We start from the raw sequence: 18999 nt of genomic DNA on the forward strand, positions 1-18999 counted from the left end.
GATTATGAAATTTATCAACGTACATACGCATCATAAATCTAATGACAATTCAACGATATCAATTTTAAATTGTGAGCCCAAATCAATAGATTTTAGCATTCCTTTTTCTATCGGAATTCATCCATGGAATATTAATGAGGAAAAAATTGATCCTGAAATTAATTTTATCGAACAACAATTACAACTTAAAAACTGTTTTGCTATTGGCGAATGTGGTTTAGATAAGTTATGTAAAACGGATTATGAACTTCAATTAACCATTTTTAAAAAACAGGTTCATTTATCAGAAAAATATCAAAAACCATTAATCATACATTGTGTAAAATCATTTGAAGAGATATTTCATTTAAAAAAGACACTAAAACCTCAACAAAAATGGATTATCCATGGTTTTAACAAAAACGGTCAAGTAGCTTTATCTCTTATAAAAAATGGTTGTTATGTATCCTTCGGAAAAGCATTAACTACTGTTACTAAATTGCAAAAAACTTTTAAAGAGATTTCTTTAGATGCTGTTTTTTTAGAAACTGATTCCGATGAAATTGATATTATTTCTATTTACCAAAAAGCAGCTTCAATAAAAGAGCTAAAAGTTGAAGAATTAACAAGAAAAATACATCAAAATTTTAATACAATATTTATAAAATGAGTTGGTTAGAGAGAACGGAATTATTAGTTCAGAAAGAAGGTATTGAAAAGCTTCATAATGCAAATATTTTAATTGTTGGCTTGGGTGGTGTTGGTTCTTTTGCTGCAGAATTTATAGCAAGAGCTGGTGTTGGTAAAATGACAATTGTAGATGGTGATGCTTTTGATGAAACAAATATAAACAGGCAACTTCCCGCCTTAAAAAGCACCATTGGTAAATCGAAAACTGCTTTAGTAGCTGAAAGAATTAAAGATATAAACCCTGAAATAGAACTAAAGGTATTGGAGGAGTTTTTATCACCAGACAGGGCTTTTGAAATAATCAACAAGGAATACGATTATGTTTTAGATTGTATTGATAGTATTACACCTAAAATTAATTTAATTGTTGCGGCTAGAAGAAAAAAAGTAAAACTAATAAGCTCCATGGGTGCCGGTGGAAAGTTAGACGCAAGCAAGGTGGTTATTAAAGATATTAGCAAAACTAAGAACTGTAAAATGGCGCGCGCACTAAAAAAGAGGTTAAAAGAACTAAATGTTAACAAAGGTGTAATGGCTGTTTATTCTGAAGAAGTTCAAATACCTGAAAGTTTACAACTTACAAACGGTACAAATTTTAAAAAATCTTTTTACGGAACCATTAGTTATATGCCTGCTGCTTTTGGTTTACAAGCAAGTTCGTTTGTTATAAATAAAATCTTAACAAAAAAATAACTTCCACGGAAACTATTTTTTAATTACATTTGTTGTCAATAAAATCAATAATTAAAAATCAATCATAATGAAAAAATCAATTTTAGCCATTGCTCTTATAGCAATTACTGCTGTTTCTTGTAAATCAGAAAAAAATAAAGTAACTGCTAACGAAGAAGTTAAAGACGTTAAGAAAGTAGAAAATGTAATTAATTCTTACAAAGCAAACGTTGCTAAATCTACTGTTACTTGGAAAGGAAACAAACCAACAGGTTCTCATAACGGAGTTGTTAGTATCGAAAAAGGTTTATTTGATATTAAAGACGGTGTTCTTAATTCAGGTGAGTTTGTTATTGACATGAACTCTATTTCTTGTTTAGATTTAGAAGCTGGTAACGGTAAAGAAAAATTAGAAGGGCATTTAAAAAATGCTGATTTTTTCGATGTTGAGAAGTTTCCTACTGCTAAATTTGTAGTTGCTAGTTCAGAAACAAAAGATGGTAAATTACATGTAACTGGTAATTTAACACTTAGAGGAACTACAAAAAGCATTACAATTCCTGCAACAGTAACTGAAAACGAAGGTACTGCTACTTTTAAAAGTGATGTTTTTAGTATTGACAGAACTGATTTTGGAGTAACTTATAGTTCTAAAAAGTTTGACGCTGCTTTAAAAGATAAATTCATTAACGACTTAATGGAACTTTCTTTTGATATTAAAGCTCAAAAATAATTTTAGAATTCCACATAAAAAAAGGGTTGACAATGTCAACCCTTTTTTTATGCTTTAATATATTCTTCAACCTCGAAGAGTGTTTTAAAATGTTTTAATATTTTTTCTTTTACTTCTTCTTCTGATATTTTTTTACCGAGTTCAACTTCCATCGAAGTAACCGCTTTACCTCTAATTCCACAAGGTATAATATTATCGAAATATCCTAAGTTCACATTTACATTTAAAGCAAAACCATGCATGGTAACCCACCTACTTGCACGAATTCCCATAGCGCAAATTTTTCTAGCAAATGGTGTTCCAACTCCAAGCCAAACTCCCGTTTCACCTTCACTACGTTCCCCTTTCAAGCCATATTCTGCTATTGTTAATATAATTGCTTCTTCTAGTAAACGTAAGTATTTATGTATGTCTGTAAAGAAATTCTCAAGATCAATAATAGGATAACCTACTATTTGCCCGGGACCGTGATATGTTATATCTCCTCCCCTATTAATTTTATAAAAAGTAGCGTTTTTTTCTTTTAACCCTTCTTCATTTAACAATAAATTACTCATATCGCCAGACTTACCTAATGTATAAACATGCGGATGTTCTACTAACAAAAAATGATTTGGTGTTATAATTCCATCAACATTATTTCTTTTTTGCCTTTTTAAAGAAACAATTTCATCTAACAGCTGAGCCTGATAATCCCAAGTATCTTTATAATCTTTTTGGCCTAAATCACTGACTCTTATTTTTTTATTCATAAATTTGTATATAAACAAGTCCCCAAAGGTAGGGAAAATTAGCTTTAAGCTGTTATATTCATACCGATTAACTAAATAATTATGATTAAAAAAACCACACTTTTAGTAGTATTATTTTTCACTTTTTTTGCTAGTAATTCATTCTCTCAAAATTATTGGAATAGCACCGCTCAAAAAGTCAGTTCTTTTCAAAAGAACGAAATTCTTGCTAGAGACGACAACCCTGAAAAATATGCTTTAGCATCTTTAAACTTAGATGGCTTTAAAAATCATTTAGTTAATTTAAAATCAAAAAGTAGTAAAAACATAATTACACTTCCTAATTCTAAAGGAGTGTTAAAGCGTTTTTTAATTCAAGAAACATCATATTTAGCGCCTAGATTAGCTGCAAAATTCCCGATGATTAAATCATATTCTGCTCAAGGAATTGATGATCCTACTGCAGTTGCTAAAATTAGTATTGGTACCAATGGTTTTCATGCGTTAATTCATTCAGGAAAAGAAAGCACCATATATATAGACCCGTTTACGAAAGATCAAAAACAATATCTTGTTTATAAGCGAGAAGATTTAATTTCTACTAAAAATGATTTTTCTTGTGAAATTAAAACATCTGCTAATAAAATAGTCGCATCAACAAACTTAAAAAGAAATGCAAACGACGGTCAATTAAGAACTTTTAGAATTGCAATTGCAGCTACTGGTGAATACTCACAGTTTCATATCAATAGGGAAGGTGTACCAAATACAGCGACTGACGCTGTAAAAAAAGCAACCGTTTTATCTGCTATGAATACAACTATAACCAGAGTAAACGCTGTTTACGAAAAAGATTTAGCTGTTAGGATGATTATTGTAAACGACAACGATAAATTAATATTTTTAGATGCTGCTACGGATGATTTAACAAATGATAACTCTGATGATTTAATTGATGAAAGTCAGGAAAAATGTGATAATATAATTGGTAATCCTAACTATGATATTGGCCACACATTTAGTACTGGTGGTGGTGGATTAGCATCATTAGGCTCTGTATGTGTTACTGGAGCTAAGGCTAGTGGTATTACCGGAAGAGGGCAACCTATTGACGACCCTTTTGATATTGATTATGTAGCGCATGAAATCGGACATCAATTCGGAGCAACACATACATTTAATGGAACAGCAGGTAATTGTGGTGGTAATATCGGTGCTACCTCTGTAGAACCTGGAAGTGGTACAACTATAATGGCATATGCAGGTATTTGTTCACCACAAAACGTACAAAACAATAGTGATGATTATTTTCACGCGGTAAGCATTGCTCAAATGTGGGCACACATACAAAACAGAGGTAATTGTGCTACTCAAACAGATACCAATAATGATGCTCCTGTTGCTAATGCTGGTGCAAACTTTAGTATTCCAAAATCTACTCCCTTTATATTAAAAGCTACAGCTACAGATGTTCAAGGATTGGCTAGTTTAACATACAACTGGGAACAGATAGATACAGAGTCTGCTAGTATTCCTTTAGAGTCTACAAGTACAGCAGGACCTGCGTTTAGATCTTTACCTTCAAGCATATCACCTGATAGATATATGCCTTCTTTAATAACTGTTACGGGAAGTGGTAGTACCACTCCTGTAAACCTGTCGACATGGGAATCTCTTCCTTCTGTTGCAAGGGAGTTAAAGTTTGCACTTACTGTTAGAGATAATAATGCTGGTGGTGGTAATTCTGATAGAGATGATATGAAGGTTACAGTAACAAACGCTGAAGCTTTCACAGTTACCGCACCCAATACTAATGTTACTTGGGGTATTGGCTCTTCGCAAAGAATAACTTGGAATCAAGGAACAACAAACCAATCTCCTATAAACTGTAGCATTGTTAACATTAGACTTTCTACCGATGGCGGAGTAACTTTCCCTATTTTATTAAAAGAAAACATAGCAAATGATGGCTCTGAAGATATTACCATACCAAATAACCCAACAACTACTGCGCGTATACTTGTAGAAGCTGCTGATAATATTTTTTATAACGTAAATACAACCAATTTTACAATTAATGATGCAGGACCTACATTTTTAGTATCAAATGAAACCAATCAACAAACAGTTTGTAATACTGGAGGTAACACTGCTGAATATACATTAAACTTTCAGTTTATTAATGGTTTTTCTGAAACGACTACTTTATCTGCTACAAACCTACCTACAGGGTCTAATGCTATTTTTACTCCTACTACTATTAGTACTGACGGAAATGTTGTTATGACTATTAACAACCTAGACGGAACAGCTCAACAAGAATACACTGTGGTTGTAAATGCTGAATCTACTACTGTTACGCAAACAGTCAATGCCGCCTTAAAAATAATTGGAACCGATTTTTCTACAATATCTTTATCAACTCCTACAAATACTGCTACAGACATAAGTGTGAATCCTAGTTTTGAATGGGTAGCCGATGCGAATGCTACTTCTTATAATATTGAGGTTGCTACAGATGCTAGTTTTACATCAACCGTAATTAACGAAACAGTAACAACTAACACCTATATTCCTTCAACACCTTTAAGCGGTATTACAAAATACTTTTGGCGAGTAAAACCTATAAATGAGTGTGGCGAAGGTGCTTACTCTGCTACCAATGAATTTACAACAGAAACACCCTCTTATTGTTCTTCTACATTTACGGATGAAGCAAATGGCGCAGAGCACATAACAAATGTAACTTTTAATAGTATTAATAATAATTCTGGAAATGATACTGTAGATGGTTATGAAGATTTTACTTCTATATCTACAGCTGTTAAAAGAACCCAAAGTCACCAAGTTAATGTTACATTTAACACCGCTGGTTATCAAGATCATTGTTATGTTTTTATTGACTGGAACCAAGATTATAATTTCGATAATGATACAGAAAGATATGATTTAGGTAACAAATTAGAAGATGTTGCCACCGCAGCCTTAAACATAACAGTTCCTGATGATGCTGTGCTGGGGGAAACTCGTATGAGGGTTATTATTGAATATTACCAAGATGGTGCTCCTAATGGTGAAGGTGCTTGTGATACTGATCATACAAGTGAATGGGGAGAAACTGAAGACTATACTATTATAGTTGAAGAAGAGCCACAACCAGATTTTACCTTAACCAATACAACCGGTAATTTATCTATTTGTAATCAAGCTGTAAACGAACAAGTTTTTGCTATTGATTATAAAACATTGTTTGGTTTTAACGAAGATGTTAGTTTTTCTGTTACAGGTATTCCAACAGGTGCTACGAGCTCATTTAGTCCAACATCTGTAAATACTAGTGGTTCTATAGATTTAACACTTTCTAATTTAAACAATGCAACTATTGGTGATTATACCATGACGGTAACAGCAACATCAACTTCTGTTACAAAATCTATCGATATTATTTTTAATGTAAATGATACTATTTGTAAATCCGAAGGAAATACAAGCTCTTTAATCGGTACAACTCTTGTTAATTTTGGAACTATAAATAACAGTTCTGCAAAAACAGCTGGATATTCTGATTTTAAATTAATAGCTACAGAAGTAATAATAGGAAACAGCTATAATTTAACTGTTAATGCAAATTCAGACGGTAATAATACTACAAAAACATTTGCTTGGATAGACTGGAACCAAAACTGTTTATTTGACGCTGGTGAACAATATGACTTAGGAACTGTTACAAATGCCAATACAGCAACTAGTAATAGCGGCTTGGCAATTGCAATTCCTGAAGATGCTTTAGCAGGAACTACAACCTTAAGAGTTACTACAAAATCTGCAAACGAGGGCGATCCTAGTTCTTGTGAATTAGATTTTAATGGTGAAGTTGAAGATTATACAATTACAATTACCCCAGATTTTACTATAGAAAACACAACAGGTGGTGGTTCTGTTTGTAATAAAGCAACCAATGAATTTATTTACACGATAGATTATAAAACATTTAATAATTTTAATGAAACGGTTACTTTTACAACCTCTGAACTTCCTGCAAATGCAAGTGCAACCCTAAGCACAGCAACTACTAATACTAATAATACAATTACCGTAACTATTACTAATTTAAATAATGTTGAAAAAGGAGATTATATTTTTAAATTAACAGGAACTTCATCAATAACTAAATCGATTGATATTGTATTAAACGTTAATGATAATCTTTGTAAATCATCTGGTAATACAGCATCTCAAATAAGTATAACCAATGTTACTTTTGGTGAAATTGATAATATATCAACTAAAACAACTGGATATTCTGATTTTACATCAATAGCTACAGGTGCTGTTAGAGGAGAAAGCTATGATATAAACACAACTATTAATTCAGACGGAAATAGTGATGTAAAAACATATGCTTGGATTGACTGGAATCAGAACTGTTTATTTGATACTGATGAAGCTTACGACATCACATCTAACAGAGAAGCAATAACAGTTCCTGACGACGCCTTAATTGGTTCAACCACCTTAAGAGTTTCAGCAAAATTAAATGAATTTGCAAGGTCTTGTGAATTAGATTTTAATGGAGAGGTTGAAGATTATACGATAAATATTGAAGAAAGTTTTGCTACAGATAAAAGTTTATTTACCGATTTAAACCTATATCCTGTACCTTCTGAAGGAACAATTACTGTTGATTTTAAAGTAAAAGCTAAAGAATTAACTGTTGTTAGGTTATTCGATTTCGCAGGTAATTTATTAGACAGTCAAAGTTTCTCTACGATTTCAAGTAAATTCAATGAAGAAGTTCAGTTTCCTAAAGTAAGTAGTGGTTTGTATTTACTACAAGTTCAAAATGATGGGAAATTAATAACTAGAAAAATAATAATTAAGTAATTATTACTACAAATAAAAAAAGCGAGCTTAATAGCTCGCTTTTTCTTTGTAATAAAATGGATTACTATAAATTATACTTTATGGTAAACATCGCTATTCTTGGTTGAATTACATAAGTAGAGTTACTTACAAAAATATCGTTACTACTGTTTTGATTTAATCCGGCTGAGTCTAATAAATTGGTAGCACTTAGTTTATATTCCCATTTACTATCTTTTTTTTGATAGGTTAAATCAGCTCTTAAAAACCCATATTCATCAATAGTTCTTCCTTCATTAATTACTTTATTAAAAGTATACTTAGATGTAAAGATAAACTCTTTCAAAAAGAATATATCTAAGTTCGCATAAGGACTGTGTGTGGTAAACGAATTTTTAATTCCTCCAATATCAGAGTTATTTATTGATACGTTATAACCTACATCAAAATTTGGTGCATTTTTAAAGTTTGTACTAAACCTTGATGTATATGATTGTGATAAGGTTTTTGTTAATCGGTTTGCAGCTACACTCGTTTGACGGTTGGTAATTAAACTGTTCGACTTAGCATGTGATACATTACCACCTAAACGCACTTTAAACTTTCTAAAACTTTTTTGAAAATTTGCTCTCGCAGAAATTGTTTCATCAGGAAAAGCAGAATTTACAGATGTTCTAACACTGTTTACATCAATAAACTGTATATTACTTTTTATTACATCTATACGTTTGCTATAATTAATAGAACCAAAAATATTAGTGTAATTAAACATATTAAAACTAAAATAATTCAAACTTACATTGTGATATAAAGAATTTTCTAACTCTCTATTACCCGAATATAAACTATTGTAATTATTAAATACATAACCTTCTGCTAACTGATTTACATCTGTAAAATTCGTTTGCATATTATATCTTAATCGTAAAGTTTCAGATTTTTTTAAGCTAATTTTTATCGAAGCATCAGGTAAAATTTTCGTGAAACTATTTTTTACTTCAGAACCTAACTGTGTGTTTTTAGAAATGTAATTATGCGCTGTAAAACCTTGATCAAAAGTAAAAATACCTGTTATAAATTTATAATGTAAACCTGCGTATATATCACTAAATGTAAAATCTACATCATTTTGACTAGTAATTTGACTAATCGTATTTTTGTTACCTCCTAAAATTTCGAAAATATCTGAATTAAATTGTTGGTTACTTTGCGTGGTACCTAAAGTGATATTTAAATTACTTTTAGGGTTTATAATATAAAAGTAATCTAATTTAGCATCAAATTTATTAGTTTTTATTCTCTTATTCTGACCTAAATTAAACGGATTTGCATTTATATCTGCACCTATTAAATTAGCAAAAGATAATTTTTCTAATTCTGCATTGTAAAAAGGATCTTCATCTTGCCATAAATGCAGCGCTTCAAAAGCAAAAATATTTTTTTCATTTAAAGTATAATAATATTTTAAATTTTGATTGATAGAAAACGGACTCTGTTCTGAAATTTGATTAATAGGCACTATTTCATCATCAGCATTTAAATAAGTTCTAGATGACAAGGTGTTTTGCAACTGTTTTTGCTTAGATATTTTAGCAAAAATATCATAATCAAATTGATTATCGCTATTAGGTTTATAGCTCGAGCTTATTTTAAACAATCCTAAATCACTTGTTTGATTAGTGGTGTTTTCTGTTTGTTCTGTATCAATATATTTAATAGATGACGGATCGTTTTCGTTATAAGCTGGCACATTATTTCTGTCTACTCCTGCATTAGAATACACACTGCTTGTTGCCTCTTCCATATCTGTTTCATTGCCTGAATAAATTGCAAATCCGCTTAGATCCCATGTTTTCTTTGGAGAATAGCTAAAGTTCACCGCACCAAATTTAGATTCAATTTCTTTTGCTCTATTATTTCTTAGTGTTAAAAACGAAATATCACTAGAACCTACATTAAAATTTGTTCCGTTATTTTCGCTTAAACCTCTAAAACCACCAGTAAATTTAAAATAATCTCTCATTGTAAATGGCACTTCTCCTATGTCATTTACATCGGTTATAATATTTACACTGTATTTTGGATTGTAATAAAATAACTTTGGTGTTGCTATGTATCTGTTATCAGTCATTCCTACACCCAAACCTGCTGTTACTTCTCCGAACCAAAAGTTTTTCTTACCTTCTTTTAATTTAATATTGATTACAATGTTGTCTTCATTATCGGTTACACTACGCATTTGCCCAACTTCACTGTGATTTTTTAAAACCTCAATTTTATCAATAGCATCAGCAGGAATATTTTTTGTTGCTATTTTTGTATCACCATCAAAGAAATCTTTTCCTTCAACCATAATTTTTTTAACAGCCTTACCTTCTACCTCAATTTCACCATCATCATTTACTTCAACCCCTGGAAGATTTTCTAAGACATCTCCTAGTTTTTTTTCTGTTCCGTTTTTAAAACTATCTGCATTATAAACAATCGTATCTCCTTTAATTGTAACGGGCATTTTATAGGTAACATTTACCTCATCTAAACTATCATCTATTCCTAAGCTGATATCTTTAACAACATCAACATCTTCAGTTTTCACAAATACATCAGCTGTTTTAAAACCAATATAACTTACTTTTATACTATAGCTTGTGTTTTTTTTAAGGTTTAATTTATAGTTTCCGTTAGCATCAGTAAAACCATATGAATCTAATTTTTTAGTAACCGTATTAATCGCTATTGCATTTGCCATTTCTAAAGGGCTACCAATACTATCTTTAACAACTCCTTTAAGTGTTATTTGGGCATTAGTAATCCATGTAGTCAATAAAATGACTATTAGTAATATTTTTTTCATGTGTATATTATTTTGTTTTTTTAGAATCGACCGCCTCTTCCGCCGCCTCTTCTTCCACCTCTAAAACGATCTCTCATTTCTTCCATCTTCTCTTTCATCATTTTAGTATATTCTTCTCTAGTAACTTTCTTTCCTTTTTCAGGTTTTTCAATTTCTATTTTTTCAGACGGATTCATTGTTATTTCTGAACATAAAATTGTTGTTCTACCTTCATTAATCTCTAAAATTAAACCAGGTAAACCCCAATAATTTCCAGGACCGTTACTAACAGGTATTTGTGGTGTATACCAAGCGGTAACTAATGTTTGTTTTGGTGATTCCTTTTCAACTTTTGTTGAATCTTTTTTAGCCTCATCTCTTCTAGGTCTTCGCATACTTCTCCAATCAAAAGCATCATTTTCTTTAACTAAAGTTGCTTTATAACAAGTGTAATTACCTATTTGTCTCGTTTCACTTCCTAATTCCCAGTTTGGTTTTTTGGCAGCTTCAGAAATTAAAAAGTTTTTACCAAAAAACTCTGTCGATTCTAATAAGACTCCTTCCTTTACGTTCTTATATTTTGTTCCTCCACCTGAAAAACCACCGAATCTTGAACCCCTTCCTCCTGTTGTTGGTGCTGCTAATTTTTCTTCTTCTTTATAAATTGATTCTTCTCTGGTAAAGCTTAAAACAAATGTTTTTTCCAACATACTTTTCATACGTTGCATAATTTGTTTTTTTCGTTCTTCAGACATTTGTCTTCCTCCAAAATCGCTATTCATTGTTGTTTTGGATTGATACACTGCTTTACCCTGAAAATTAGCCTGTGAAAAAATCGTAATAGAAATACACAGAAAAAAGATGGTTGTAAATTGTTTCATTTTTGCTTTTTAATTTTATAACTCTTAATTGTAATTAAGTGTTAGACTTAACAAAACTGAAAAGGTTTAATTTTAACCCTGTATTTCTATGCTAAATGAATTGCCATCTTTACTTTTACGCTTACTTTTAAAACGTTCCATCATTTCTTTAGAATGCTTTTCCATTATTTTATCAAATTTTTTCTGAGTAACTTTTTTTCCTTTTGATGGTTCTTTAATCTGAACTTTATCTGATGGGTTCATAACAATCTCTGTACAAACTATTGTTTGTTTTCCGTCTTGAATTTCTAAAATCAACCCTGGCAATCCCCAAAAACTCCCAGGACCGTTACTTACTGCCACTTGTGGTGTATACCAAGCAACAGTTTCTATGGTTACTTTTTCTTTTTTCTCTTCTCTTTCTCCATCAGTCATAGAAAAAGAAGTTCTTTTTTCTTCTCTTTTCTTTGTTGCTTTATAACAAGTATAATTACCTATGTTTTTGGTCTCGGTTGTCATTTCCCAATCAAAATCAGATAGTTTGTCTTTAATAAGAAAACGCTTCCCACTAATTTCAGTTTTATTTACAAATCGTTTATCAGCAATATTTTTATATAAAACATCGGTTCCACCACCATTACCCATAATTTTAATGCTTACTCCGTTTTGAGCCTGTGGAGCAGATAATGCTGCATTTTGTTTATAAGTAGATTCTGTTTTGCTAAAATTTAATGTATATGTTTTTTGAAATTGTTTTAACAATTGTGCTTGTAATTGTTTTTGAAAATCTGAATTATTTCCTTTTTTATCTTTCATTTTAAAATCTACCTTTCTATGCGTTTTATAAGTTGCTTTTCCTTGAAAACCTTGTGCATAAATTGAGATACTTAAAAACAGTGTTATTATAGCTATTGCTTTTTTCATTTTTATAAATTTTCTAATATTTTAATTGTTTTCTTTACTACTTTAATTGTTTCATTTAAATCAGACAATTTTCCCTCTACCTGAAAACTATGTTTGTATTTTAAACTGGAGTCCTTTTTGTTATTCTTAACCTTAAAACCTAAAATTACTTTTTCTTCTTTATCTGTATTTTCGTTAAATATTTCTTTTACATCATCCCAATTGATATTTTTTAACTCTTTAATAGAATCAACAGTAAACACTAATGTTGTTATGTTACTTTCTTTTATCTCTGCTGTTGCTGTATTATCTTCTTGAGAATATATAATGCTAGAGAGACTAATTAATAATATGGTAATAATTTTTTTCATGTTAGTTATCTTTTAAATTCTATACTACAAATATGAACAGATTAATACTTACTTTAAGTTAACCAATGTTAACAAGTGTTAAGCCGTTATTGTAATTACAGCTAACTACTTATCTTTGAAACATGGAAAACAAAAAACATCGTTGGATTTTATATTTTATCATTATAACAATACTAACCACCGTTAGTGTACAGTTGTATTGGAACTATAAAAATTATGAACAAAATAAACAGCGTGTTTTAAATGAAATTCAACTAAGTTTAGACAATTCAATTGAAGCTTACTACGTAAACCTTTCTAAAAAGAATCATTTTGCAATTGTAGAACCAGAAAAACTTACTCTATCAGACGAATTAAAGAAAGATGAAATTTGGAAAAACATATTCAAAAAATCTGGCATTAAAAAAAACAAGAAATTAGAGCAGAAAAAAGACAGTCTTTCATTTAAAATAACATCTATTGAAATAAATACTGATGAAACCGATTTTAAAAAAATGGATTCTTCTTTTATAGAATCCATTTTTAAAGACGAAACTTCTAAACAACAAAATGATTCAATTATAATATCAAATAACATTTACTTAAAGTCAAAAAAAAGAAAAAAAACAATAAAATTTCATAAAAGTGAAGATGAAAAAGTTAAACTTTTCTTAGGCAAAAAAGCAACTGATAGTTTAAAATTGATAAAAGGGTTACAAACTATTTTTATAGCGATACAAAACGACACTATAAATTATAAAAATATTGATTCGATTCTATCAAAAGAACTTATTAGTAAAGGAATTAACACTAAATATTATTTTAATCACTTAAAAAAAGACACACTTTTTTACAGCAACAAAACCAACACGACAAAATCGTTTCTTAAAGCTGAATCAAAATCTACCTATTTAAAAGCTGATGAAAAATTTAACCTCTATTATAAAAACCCAACATACGAGGCTTTAAAAAGAAGCTCTACAGGCATCATTTTGTCCCTACTATTATCGCTTGCTGTAATTTCTAGCTTATTCTATTTATTAAAGGTCATCAATCAACAAAAAGAATTAGCTGAAATTAAAAACGATCTAATAAGCAACATTACGCACGAGTTTAAAACGCCCATTACAACAATTTCTACTGCTATTGAAGCTATTGATAATTTTAATATGATTGACGATAAAGAGAAAACTAAAAAATACCTTTCTATTTCTTCGGTTCAACTTAAAAAACTACATCAAATGGTAGAGAAATTATTAGAAACAGCCACTTTAGATAGTGAGAATTTAATGTTGCAAAAGGAGCCGATAAATATTATTGATTTAGTTGAGAAAATATCCCAAAAGCAACAGCAAATATTGATTGATAAAAACATTTATTTCTCAACAAATATTGCTACATTAACTACAGAAATAGATGTATTTCATCTTGAAAATGCAGTTTCTAACCTTATCGACAATGCCATAAAATATGGAGGAGATACGATACAAATAAATATAGTATTTGTACCAAGCAATATCGAAATTTCGATTACTGACAATGGAATAGGGATTGAGAAAAATCAACAAGAAAAAATATTCGAAAAATTTTATCGAGTTCCGAAAGGAAACACACACGACGTAAAAGGTTTTGGAATTGGCTTATATTATTCTAAAAAAATCATAGAAAAACACAACGGCTTCCTTTCTTTAACTTCAAATTCAAAAGAAACTACTTTTAAAATTACGTTGCCAAATGAGTAAAAAAATAAAATTATTGTTAGCAGAAGACGAGCCTAGTTTAGGGCAAATTATAAAAGAAAGTTTAGAAACGAGAGATTTTGAAGTCTTTCATGCCCAAGACGGCGAACAGGCCTTTAGTTTATATAAAAAAGAGCTGCCAGATGTGTTGGTTTTAGATGTTATGATGCCAAAAAAAGATGGTTTTACTTTAGCCAAAGAAATCCGTTTAGAAAACAAACATATTCCTATTATTTTTTTAACAGCTAAATCACAAACGAAAGATGTTTTAGAAGGTTTTGAACATGGAGGCAACGATTATTTGAAAAAACCTTTCTCTATGGAAGAACTTATTGTTCGTGTTCATTCTTTATTAAATAGAACTCAGTTAAAAACAACTTCTGATAAATTAAGAATTGGTAACTTCATTTTTAATCACAGCAAACAAACTTTATTTTTTAATTCAGAACCTGAATTACTAACCCACCGAGAATCTGAATTGTTATTTCATCTTTATCAAAAGAAAAACGAAATATTAGATCGTTCTTTTATATTGAAAAAATTATGGGGTAATGACGATTTTTTTAACGCACGCAGTATGGATGTATTTATTTCTAAATTACGTAAGAAATTAAAACACGATGAAAATATTCAAATTGTAAATGTACGAGGATACGGATATAAATTGATGTGCTAAAACCTTTTGAAATCCCTTTTTTTATGTAATTTTACCATCTTGAAATATCTAAAAATATGCATGTAGCAATTGCCGGAAATATAGGCGCAGGTAAAACAACATTAACACAATTATTAGCAAAACATTATAATTGGGATCCACATTTCGAATCGGTAGATGAAAATCCTTATTTAGATGATTTTTATGCTGAGATGGAACGTTGGTCTTTTAATCTGCAAGTTTTCTTTTTAAACAGCCGTTTTCGTCAGGTTTTAGAATTAAGACAATCTGGTAAAAAAATTATTCAAGATAGAACAATCTATGAAGATGCTCACATTTTTGCACCCAACTTACATGCAATGGGTTTAATGACAAATCGTGATTATAGCAATTACTCTTCTTTATTTGAATTAATGGAAAATTTGGTAACTCCGCCAGATTTATTAATTTATTTACGTGCCGATATTTCTACACTTGTAGGACAAATTCACAAACGTGGTAGAGAGTATGAAAACTCTATTAGCATCGATTATTTAAGTCGATTAAACGAACGTTACGAAGCTTGGATTAGTAAATACACCAAAGGAAAACTATTAATTATAGATGTTGATAATTTAGATTTCGTTAAAAATCAAGAAGATTTAGGTTCTATTATCGATAGAATAGACGCTCAAATTAACGGATTATTCTAAACCTCTTTTAAACTCGCTTAATAAAATAGCAGTTGCTGTAGCAACATTTAAACTTTCTGTTTGTTGAATTTCACCAAACCTAGGAATGGTTAATTTGTGCTTTACAATTGCTGATATTTCTGCTGAAATTCCGTTTGCTTCATTCCCCATTACTAAAACAGCTTTTTCTGGCAACGATGCTTTGTACACATTATTTCCGTCCATATCTGCCGTGTAAGTTGGCAATTGTGTACTAGATAAAAAATCAGGTAAATCAACATAAGAAACATTCACTCTCGTTAAAGAACCCATGGTAGATTGCACTACTTTCTGATTATAACAATCCACCGTGTTTTTAGAGCAAACAAGCTCTGATACTCCAAACCAATCGCATAATCGAATAATGGTTCCTAAATTACCAGGATCATTCACTTCATCTAAAGCAATTATTAATCCTGTTTCATTAGTTTGCTTTGCTTCGGGTATTTTAAATAACCCTAAAACTTTATTCGGATTTTTTAAAGTGCTAATTTTTTTTAATTCATTATCTGATATAACAGTACACACTATTTCATTCGTAACAACAAAAGATTCATCTACCGTAAAAATATGCGAAGCTTCTAAAGAAGAGTTTAATAATTCTTTTACAACCTTTATTCCCTCCGCTACAAATAATTTATGCTTTTGGCGATACTTTTTTTGCTGTAAACTTGTTATTAACTTCAGGTTGCTTTTAGATAAACTCATTAAATCTTTTTTAACACATTATAACCACTAAAAATTAGTATTTTTGATCTTTAAAATACGAGGCGTAAAGTTAATGAAAAAACTTTCTTTCTTCTTTTTATTAGTAGTCTTATTCAGTTCGTGTAATACGATAAAATATGTAAAAGAAAATGAGTTATTACTAACAAAAAACACTATTTATGTTGATAGTGAAAAAAACTCAGACGAAAACATTACTGAATTACTTATACAACGACCTAACGCGAAAGCTTTAGGCATCCCCTTATCGCTATATTTTTACAACTTAGGAAACCCAGAAGGCCCACAAACGCCTACACAATGGGGTAAACAAAAACCAAAAACATATTCCTTCTTAAAAAGTGCTTTTTCTGAAAAGCAAAGTATCTCTGTTGCTAAAAGCTTTATTGGCTTTAATAATTGGTTTTTAAATAGTGGTGAAGCTCCTGTTGTTATTAATGATAAAAAAACAAGAAAAACAGTAGCCAATTTAAATGCTTATTTTCAAACCGAAGGTTATTTCCGTTCGCGTGTTTCTTCTCAAAAAGATTCTGTAGGTAATAAAAAGGGAGCCATATCTTATAATATATCAAAAGGTAAACCTTCTTTTTTAGACACAATTAGCACAAAAATATCTTCTCCTGTTCTTGATGTAATATATAAAGACTTAAAAGAAAAAAGTTTTCTTAAATCAGGAGACCAATACAAGGATGGTAATTTTATTAAAGAGGCAAATCGATTAGTTAATTTATTTAGAAATAAAGGAGTATTCCATTTTAATGAAAATTATATTTCTTTTGAAATAGACACCCTAAAAAACTATCAAAAAGCAGATGTTGATATTAACATTTCTGATAGAGTTGTTCCTTTTAAAATTCAAAAAATAAAAAAAATAAACGTCTACACCGATTACACTTATAACGAAAGAAATTCCGTTCATAAAGATTCTGCTTCCTATGAAGGTATTAATTTTTATGCACATAAAAAATTAAAATACAATCCTAAGTTCTTATCACAATCGTTATTTATTAAACCTAACACCGTTTATGATGATGTTTCTAGAAATTTAACACGTACACATTTAAGAGGGTTAAAGAACTTTAAAGCTACTTCTATTCGTTATAATGAATTAAATGATCATGAATTAGAAGCGGATGTTTTTTTAACTCCGATTGAAAAATACACTTTAGGTTTAGATACTGAACTTTCTCGATCTAATATTAGAAATTTTGATGTTTCTTTAAAGTTTTCAGTTACAAACAGAAATACTTTTAAAGGTGCTGAAATTTTTAAACTATCGACTTTCGGATCTTACTTTAATTCAAATAACGGACCTGGTTGGGAAGTTGGTGCTGATCTTTCTTTAGAAGTACCTCGTTTTATGGCTCCTTTTGGGTTACATAAACTTGTGCCTAAAAAAATGTTTCCTAGAACAAAGTTTTTTGTGGGTGGTGGTATTCAAAAAAATATAGGTCTTGATAATCAAAATATTTCTGTGGGTATTGATTATAAATGGAAATACAATGAACAGAAAACAATTCAGTTAGAATTTTTTAATACACAATATATCCGAAACTTAAATATTGATAATTATTTTAATATATATGCTTCAGAATACTCTAAATTAAAAACTGTAGATGACGCTACAGCTGCATACACGCTGCCTGCTAACAATTCTAGTAACTCTGCAGATATTCTTCAGTTTATTAGAAACGTTGCCCAAGATAATTCTTTTGCAGTCACAAATCCTGCAGAATATCAAAACAACCTTAATATTTTTAATCGCTACAACATAATTACTTCTGATTTTTTAATTCCTGAAATAGCTTATAGTTACACGTATAATAACCAAGAAAATGCTAAAGACGCAAACTTTTCTTTTCTAAAGCTAAGAATTGCCAATTCAGGAAACATTATGGGTTTATTATCAAACGAAACAAACGACAGAGGGCAAAGAACAGTTTTTAAAATTCCTATTGCTCAATATTTTAAAACAGATATAGAATATAAGAAATATTGGAATCTTGGTAACAACACTGTTTTAGCACATCGAACTTTTTTAGGAGCAATTATAACCTACGACAAATCTAACATTCCATTTTCTCGTAGTTATTTTGCAGGAGGGTCAAACGATATTAGAGCTTGGAGAACATATGATTTAGGACCAGGAACTAGAAAACCAGGATTAGAATATAATATTGGTAGTTTAAAATTTTTATCGAGTTTTGAATATCGATTTAATGTATTAGGTTCTTTAAAAGGAGCTTTATTTGTTGATGCAGGAAATATTTGGGACATTACTAATTCTCAATTCACTGAAGAAAGTACTAAGTTTAAAAATATAAAATCTTTAACTAATATGGCGGTTGGTTCTGGTTTCGGACTTCGTTATGATTTTAAGTTTTTAATAGCACGATTAGATTTAGGCTTTAAAGTACATGAACCTTATTTAGAGAATAATAAGTGGTTTAAGAACTTCGATTTCTCTAGCTCTGTATTAAATATAGGAATTAATTACCCTTTTTAATTTTTATTATCAATTCACTTGCTGTTATTTCTTATTAATACGTTGAAAA

Annotated in this window: 14 protein-coding genes; 8 read left to right on the top strand and 6 right to left on the bottom strand. The window is 30.0% G+C overall.

Annotated features, from left to right (window positions below):
* The first annotated feature begins 4 nt into the window (after window positions 1-4).
* The 3 genes from H0I30_RS08370 (at window position 5) to H0I30_RS08380 (ending at window position 2074) form a co-directional block, all read left to right on the top strand.
* On the top strand, window positions 5-649 hold the full coding sequence (locus tag H0I30_RS08370; RefSeq protein ID WP_218771413.1) for a TatD family hydrolase: 645 nt from the start codon (window positions 5-7) through the stop codon (window positions 647-649).
* A complete protein-coding gene (locus H0I30_RS08375) occupies window positions 646-1362 on the top strand; it encodes a ThiF family adenylyltransferase (protein ID WP_218771414.1) in 717 nt (238 codons plus the stop codon). The genes H0I30_RS08370 and H0I30_RS08375 overlap by 4 nt, the downstream gene beginning before the upstream one ends.
* A 67-nt stretch (window positions 1363-1429) precedes the next feature.
* Window positions 1430-2074 carry a YceI family protein gene (locus H0I30_RS08380; RefSeq protein WP_218771415.1) on the top strand — a complete coding sequence of 215 codons (645 nt, stop codon included), beginning with the start codon at window positions 1430-1432 and terminating at the stop codon, window positions 2072-2074.
* Between the two features lie 47 nt (window positions 2075-2121).
* Here H0I30_RS08380 and lipB read toward each other — a convergent pair whose 3' ends face one another.
* A complete protein-coding gene (lipB, locus tag H0I30_RS08385) occupies window positions 2122-2826 on the bottom strand; it encodes a lipoyl(octanoyl) transferase LipB (RefSeq protein ID WP_218771416.1) in 705 nt (234 codons plus the stop codon).
* 81 nt (window positions 2827-2907) lie between these two features.
* On the opposite strand from lipB, the gene H0I30_RS08390 reads away from it, so the two are divergent.
* Window positions 2908-7689 (top strand): GEVED domain-containing protein, encoded by a 4782-nt coding sequence (locus tag H0I30_RS08390; RefSeq protein WP_218771417.1) that lies wholly within the window; start codon window positions 2908-2910, stop codon window positions 7687-7689.
* 64 nt (window positions 7690-7753) lie between these two features.
* On the opposite strand, the gene H0I30_RS08395 is transcribed toward H0I30_RS08390, so the two are convergent.
* From H0I30_RS08395 to H0I30_RS08410, 4 genes are all read right to left on the bottom strand, one after another.
* Window positions 7754-10522: a TonB-dependent receptor gene (locus tag H0I30_RS08395; protein ID WP_218771418.1), complete on the bottom strand. Its 2769-nt coding sequence runs from the start codon at window positions 10520-10522 to the stop codon at window positions 7754-7756.
* A gap of 20 nt (window positions 10523-10542) precedes the next feature.
* Window positions 10543-11382, bottom strand: coding sequence for a GLPGLI family protein (locus tag H0I30_RS08400; RefSeq protein WP_218771419.1), 840 nt, complete (start codon window positions 11380-11382; stop codon window positions 10543-10545).
* Window positions 11383-11454: 72 nt separating this feature from the next.
* Window positions 11455-12285 (bottom strand): GLPGLI family protein, encoded by an 831-nt coding sequence (locus tag H0I30_RS08405; protein ID WP_218771420.1) that lies wholly within the window; start codon window positions 12283-12285, stop codon window positions 11455-11457.
* Between the two features lie 2 nt (window positions 12286-12287).
* Entirely contained in the window at window positions 12288-12635 is a 348-nt protein-coding gene (locus tag H0I30_RS08410; RefSeq protein ID WP_218771421.1) for a hypothetical protein, read from the bottom strand.
* A gap of 122 nt (window positions 12636-12757) precedes the next feature.
* Between H0I30_RS08410 and H0I30_RS08415 the strand changes: the two genes are divergently transcribed.
* The 3 genes from H0I30_RS08415 to H0I30_RS08425 are packed head-to-tail and all read left to right on the top strand — an operon-like array spanning window position 12758 to window position 15700.
* Window positions 12758-14356: a sensor histidine kinase KdpD gene (locus tag H0I30_RS08415; protein ID WP_218771422.1), complete on the top strand. Its 1599-nt coding sequence runs from the start codon at window positions 12758-12760 to the stop codon at window positions 14354-14356.
* Window positions 14349-15029 (top strand): response regulator transcription factor, encoded by a 681-nt coding sequence (locus H0I30_RS08420; protein WP_218771423.1) that lies wholly within the window; start codon window positions 14349-14351, stop codon window positions 15027-15029. Before H0I30_RS08415 ends, H0I30_RS08420 begins: the two co-directional genes overlap by 8 nt.
* Window positions 15030-15085: 56 nt before the next feature.
* The gene (locus tag H0I30_RS08425; RefSeq protein ID WP_218771424.1) at window positions 15086-15700 is read left to right on the top strand and encodes a deoxynucleoside kinase; all 615 of its coding nucleotides are present in this window, start codon (window positions 15086-15088) and stop codon (window positions 15698-15700) included.
* On the opposite strand, the gene H0I30_RS08430 is transcribed toward H0I30_RS08425, so the two are convergent.
* Window positions 15692-16426, bottom strand: a complete 735-nt coding sequence (locus H0I30_RS08430) for an RNA methyltransferase (protein ID WP_218771425.1) — start codon at window positions 16424-16426, stop codon at window positions 15692-15694. The two genes, H0I30_RS08425 and H0I30_RS08430, sit on opposite strands and share 9 nt — an antisense overlap.
* A gap of 73 nt (window positions 16427-16499) precedes the next feature.
* On the opposite strand from H0I30_RS08430, the gene H0I30_RS08435 reads away from it, so the two are divergent.
* Window positions 16500-18950 (top strand): BamA/TamA family outer membrane protein, encoded by a 2451-nt coding sequence (locus H0I30_RS08435; protein ID WP_218771426.1) that lies wholly within the window; start codon window positions 16500-16502, stop codon window positions 18948-18950.
* The last annotated feature ends 49 nt before the right edge of the window (window positions 18951-18999 follow it).

The sequence above is a fragment of the Tenacibaculum sp. AHE14PA genome, assembly GCF_019278465.1.
In the GTDB taxonomy this organism is placed as follows: domain Bacteria; phylum Bacteroidota; class Bacteroidia; order Flavobacteriales; family Flavobacteriaceae; genus Polaribacter; species Polaribacter bernardetii.

What these genes read in the sequence shown, in the direction of transcription:
- H0I30_RS08375 (WP_218771414.1), top strand. Translation starts at nt 646, where the DNA reads ATGAGTTGGTTAGAGAGAACGGAATTATTAGTTCAGAAAGAAGGTATT.
- H0I30_RS08435 (WP_218771426.1), top strand. Translation starts at nt 16,500, where the DNA reads ATGAAAAAACTTTCTTTCTTCTTTTTATTAGTAGTCTTATTCAGTTCG.
- H0I30_RS08415 (WP_218771422.1), top strand. Translation starts at nt 12,758, where the DNA reads ATGGAAAACAAAAAACATCGTTGGATTTTATATTTTATCATTATAACA.
- H0I30_RS08420 (WP_218771423.1), top strand. Translation starts at nt 14,349, where the DNA reads ATGAGTAAAAAAATAAAATTATTGTTAGCAGAAGACGAGCCTAGTTTA.
- H0I30_RS08410 (WP_218771421.1), bottom strand. Translation starts at nt 12,635, where the DNA reads ATGAAAAAAATTATTACCATATTATTAATTAGTCTCTCTAGCATTATA.
- H0I30_RS08425 (WP_218771424.1), top strand. Translation starts at nt 15,086, where the DNA reads ATGCATGTAGCAATTGCCGGAAATATAGGCGCAGGTAAAACAACATTA.
- H0I30_RS08400 (WP_218771419.1), bottom strand. Translation starts at nt 11,382, where the DNA reads ATGAAACAATTTACAACCATCTTTTTTCTGTGTATTTCTATTACGATT.
- H0I30_RS08405 (WP_218771420.1), bottom strand. Translation starts at nt 12,285, where the DNA reads ATGAAAAAAGCAATAGCTATAATAACACTGTTTTTAAGTATCTCAATT.
- H0I30_RS08395 (WP_218771418.1), bottom strand. Translation starts at nt 10,522, where the DNA reads ATGAAAAAAATATTACTAATAGTCATTTTATTGACTACATGGATTACT.
- H0I30_RS08380 (WP_218771415.1), top strand. Translation starts at nt 1,430, where the DNA reads ATGAAAAAATCAATTTTAGCCATTGCTCTTATAGCAATTACTGCTGTT.
- H0I30_RS08430 (WP_218771425.1), bottom strand. Translation starts at nt 16,426, where the DNA reads ATGAGTTTATCTAAAAGCAACCTGAAGTTAATAACAAGTTTACAGCAA.
- lipB (WP_218771416.1), bottom strand. Translation starts at nt 2,826, where the DNA reads ATGAATAAAAAAATAAGAGTCAGTGATTTAGGCCAAAAAGATTATAAA.
- H0I30_RS08370 (WP_218771413.1), top strand. Translation starts at nt 5, where the DNA reads ATGAAATTTATCAACGTACATACGCATCATAAATCTAATGACAATTCA.
- H0I30_RS08390 (WP_218771417.1), top strand. Translation starts at nt 2,908, where the DNA reads ATGATTAAAAAAACCACACTTTTAGTAGTATTATTTTTCACTTTTTTT.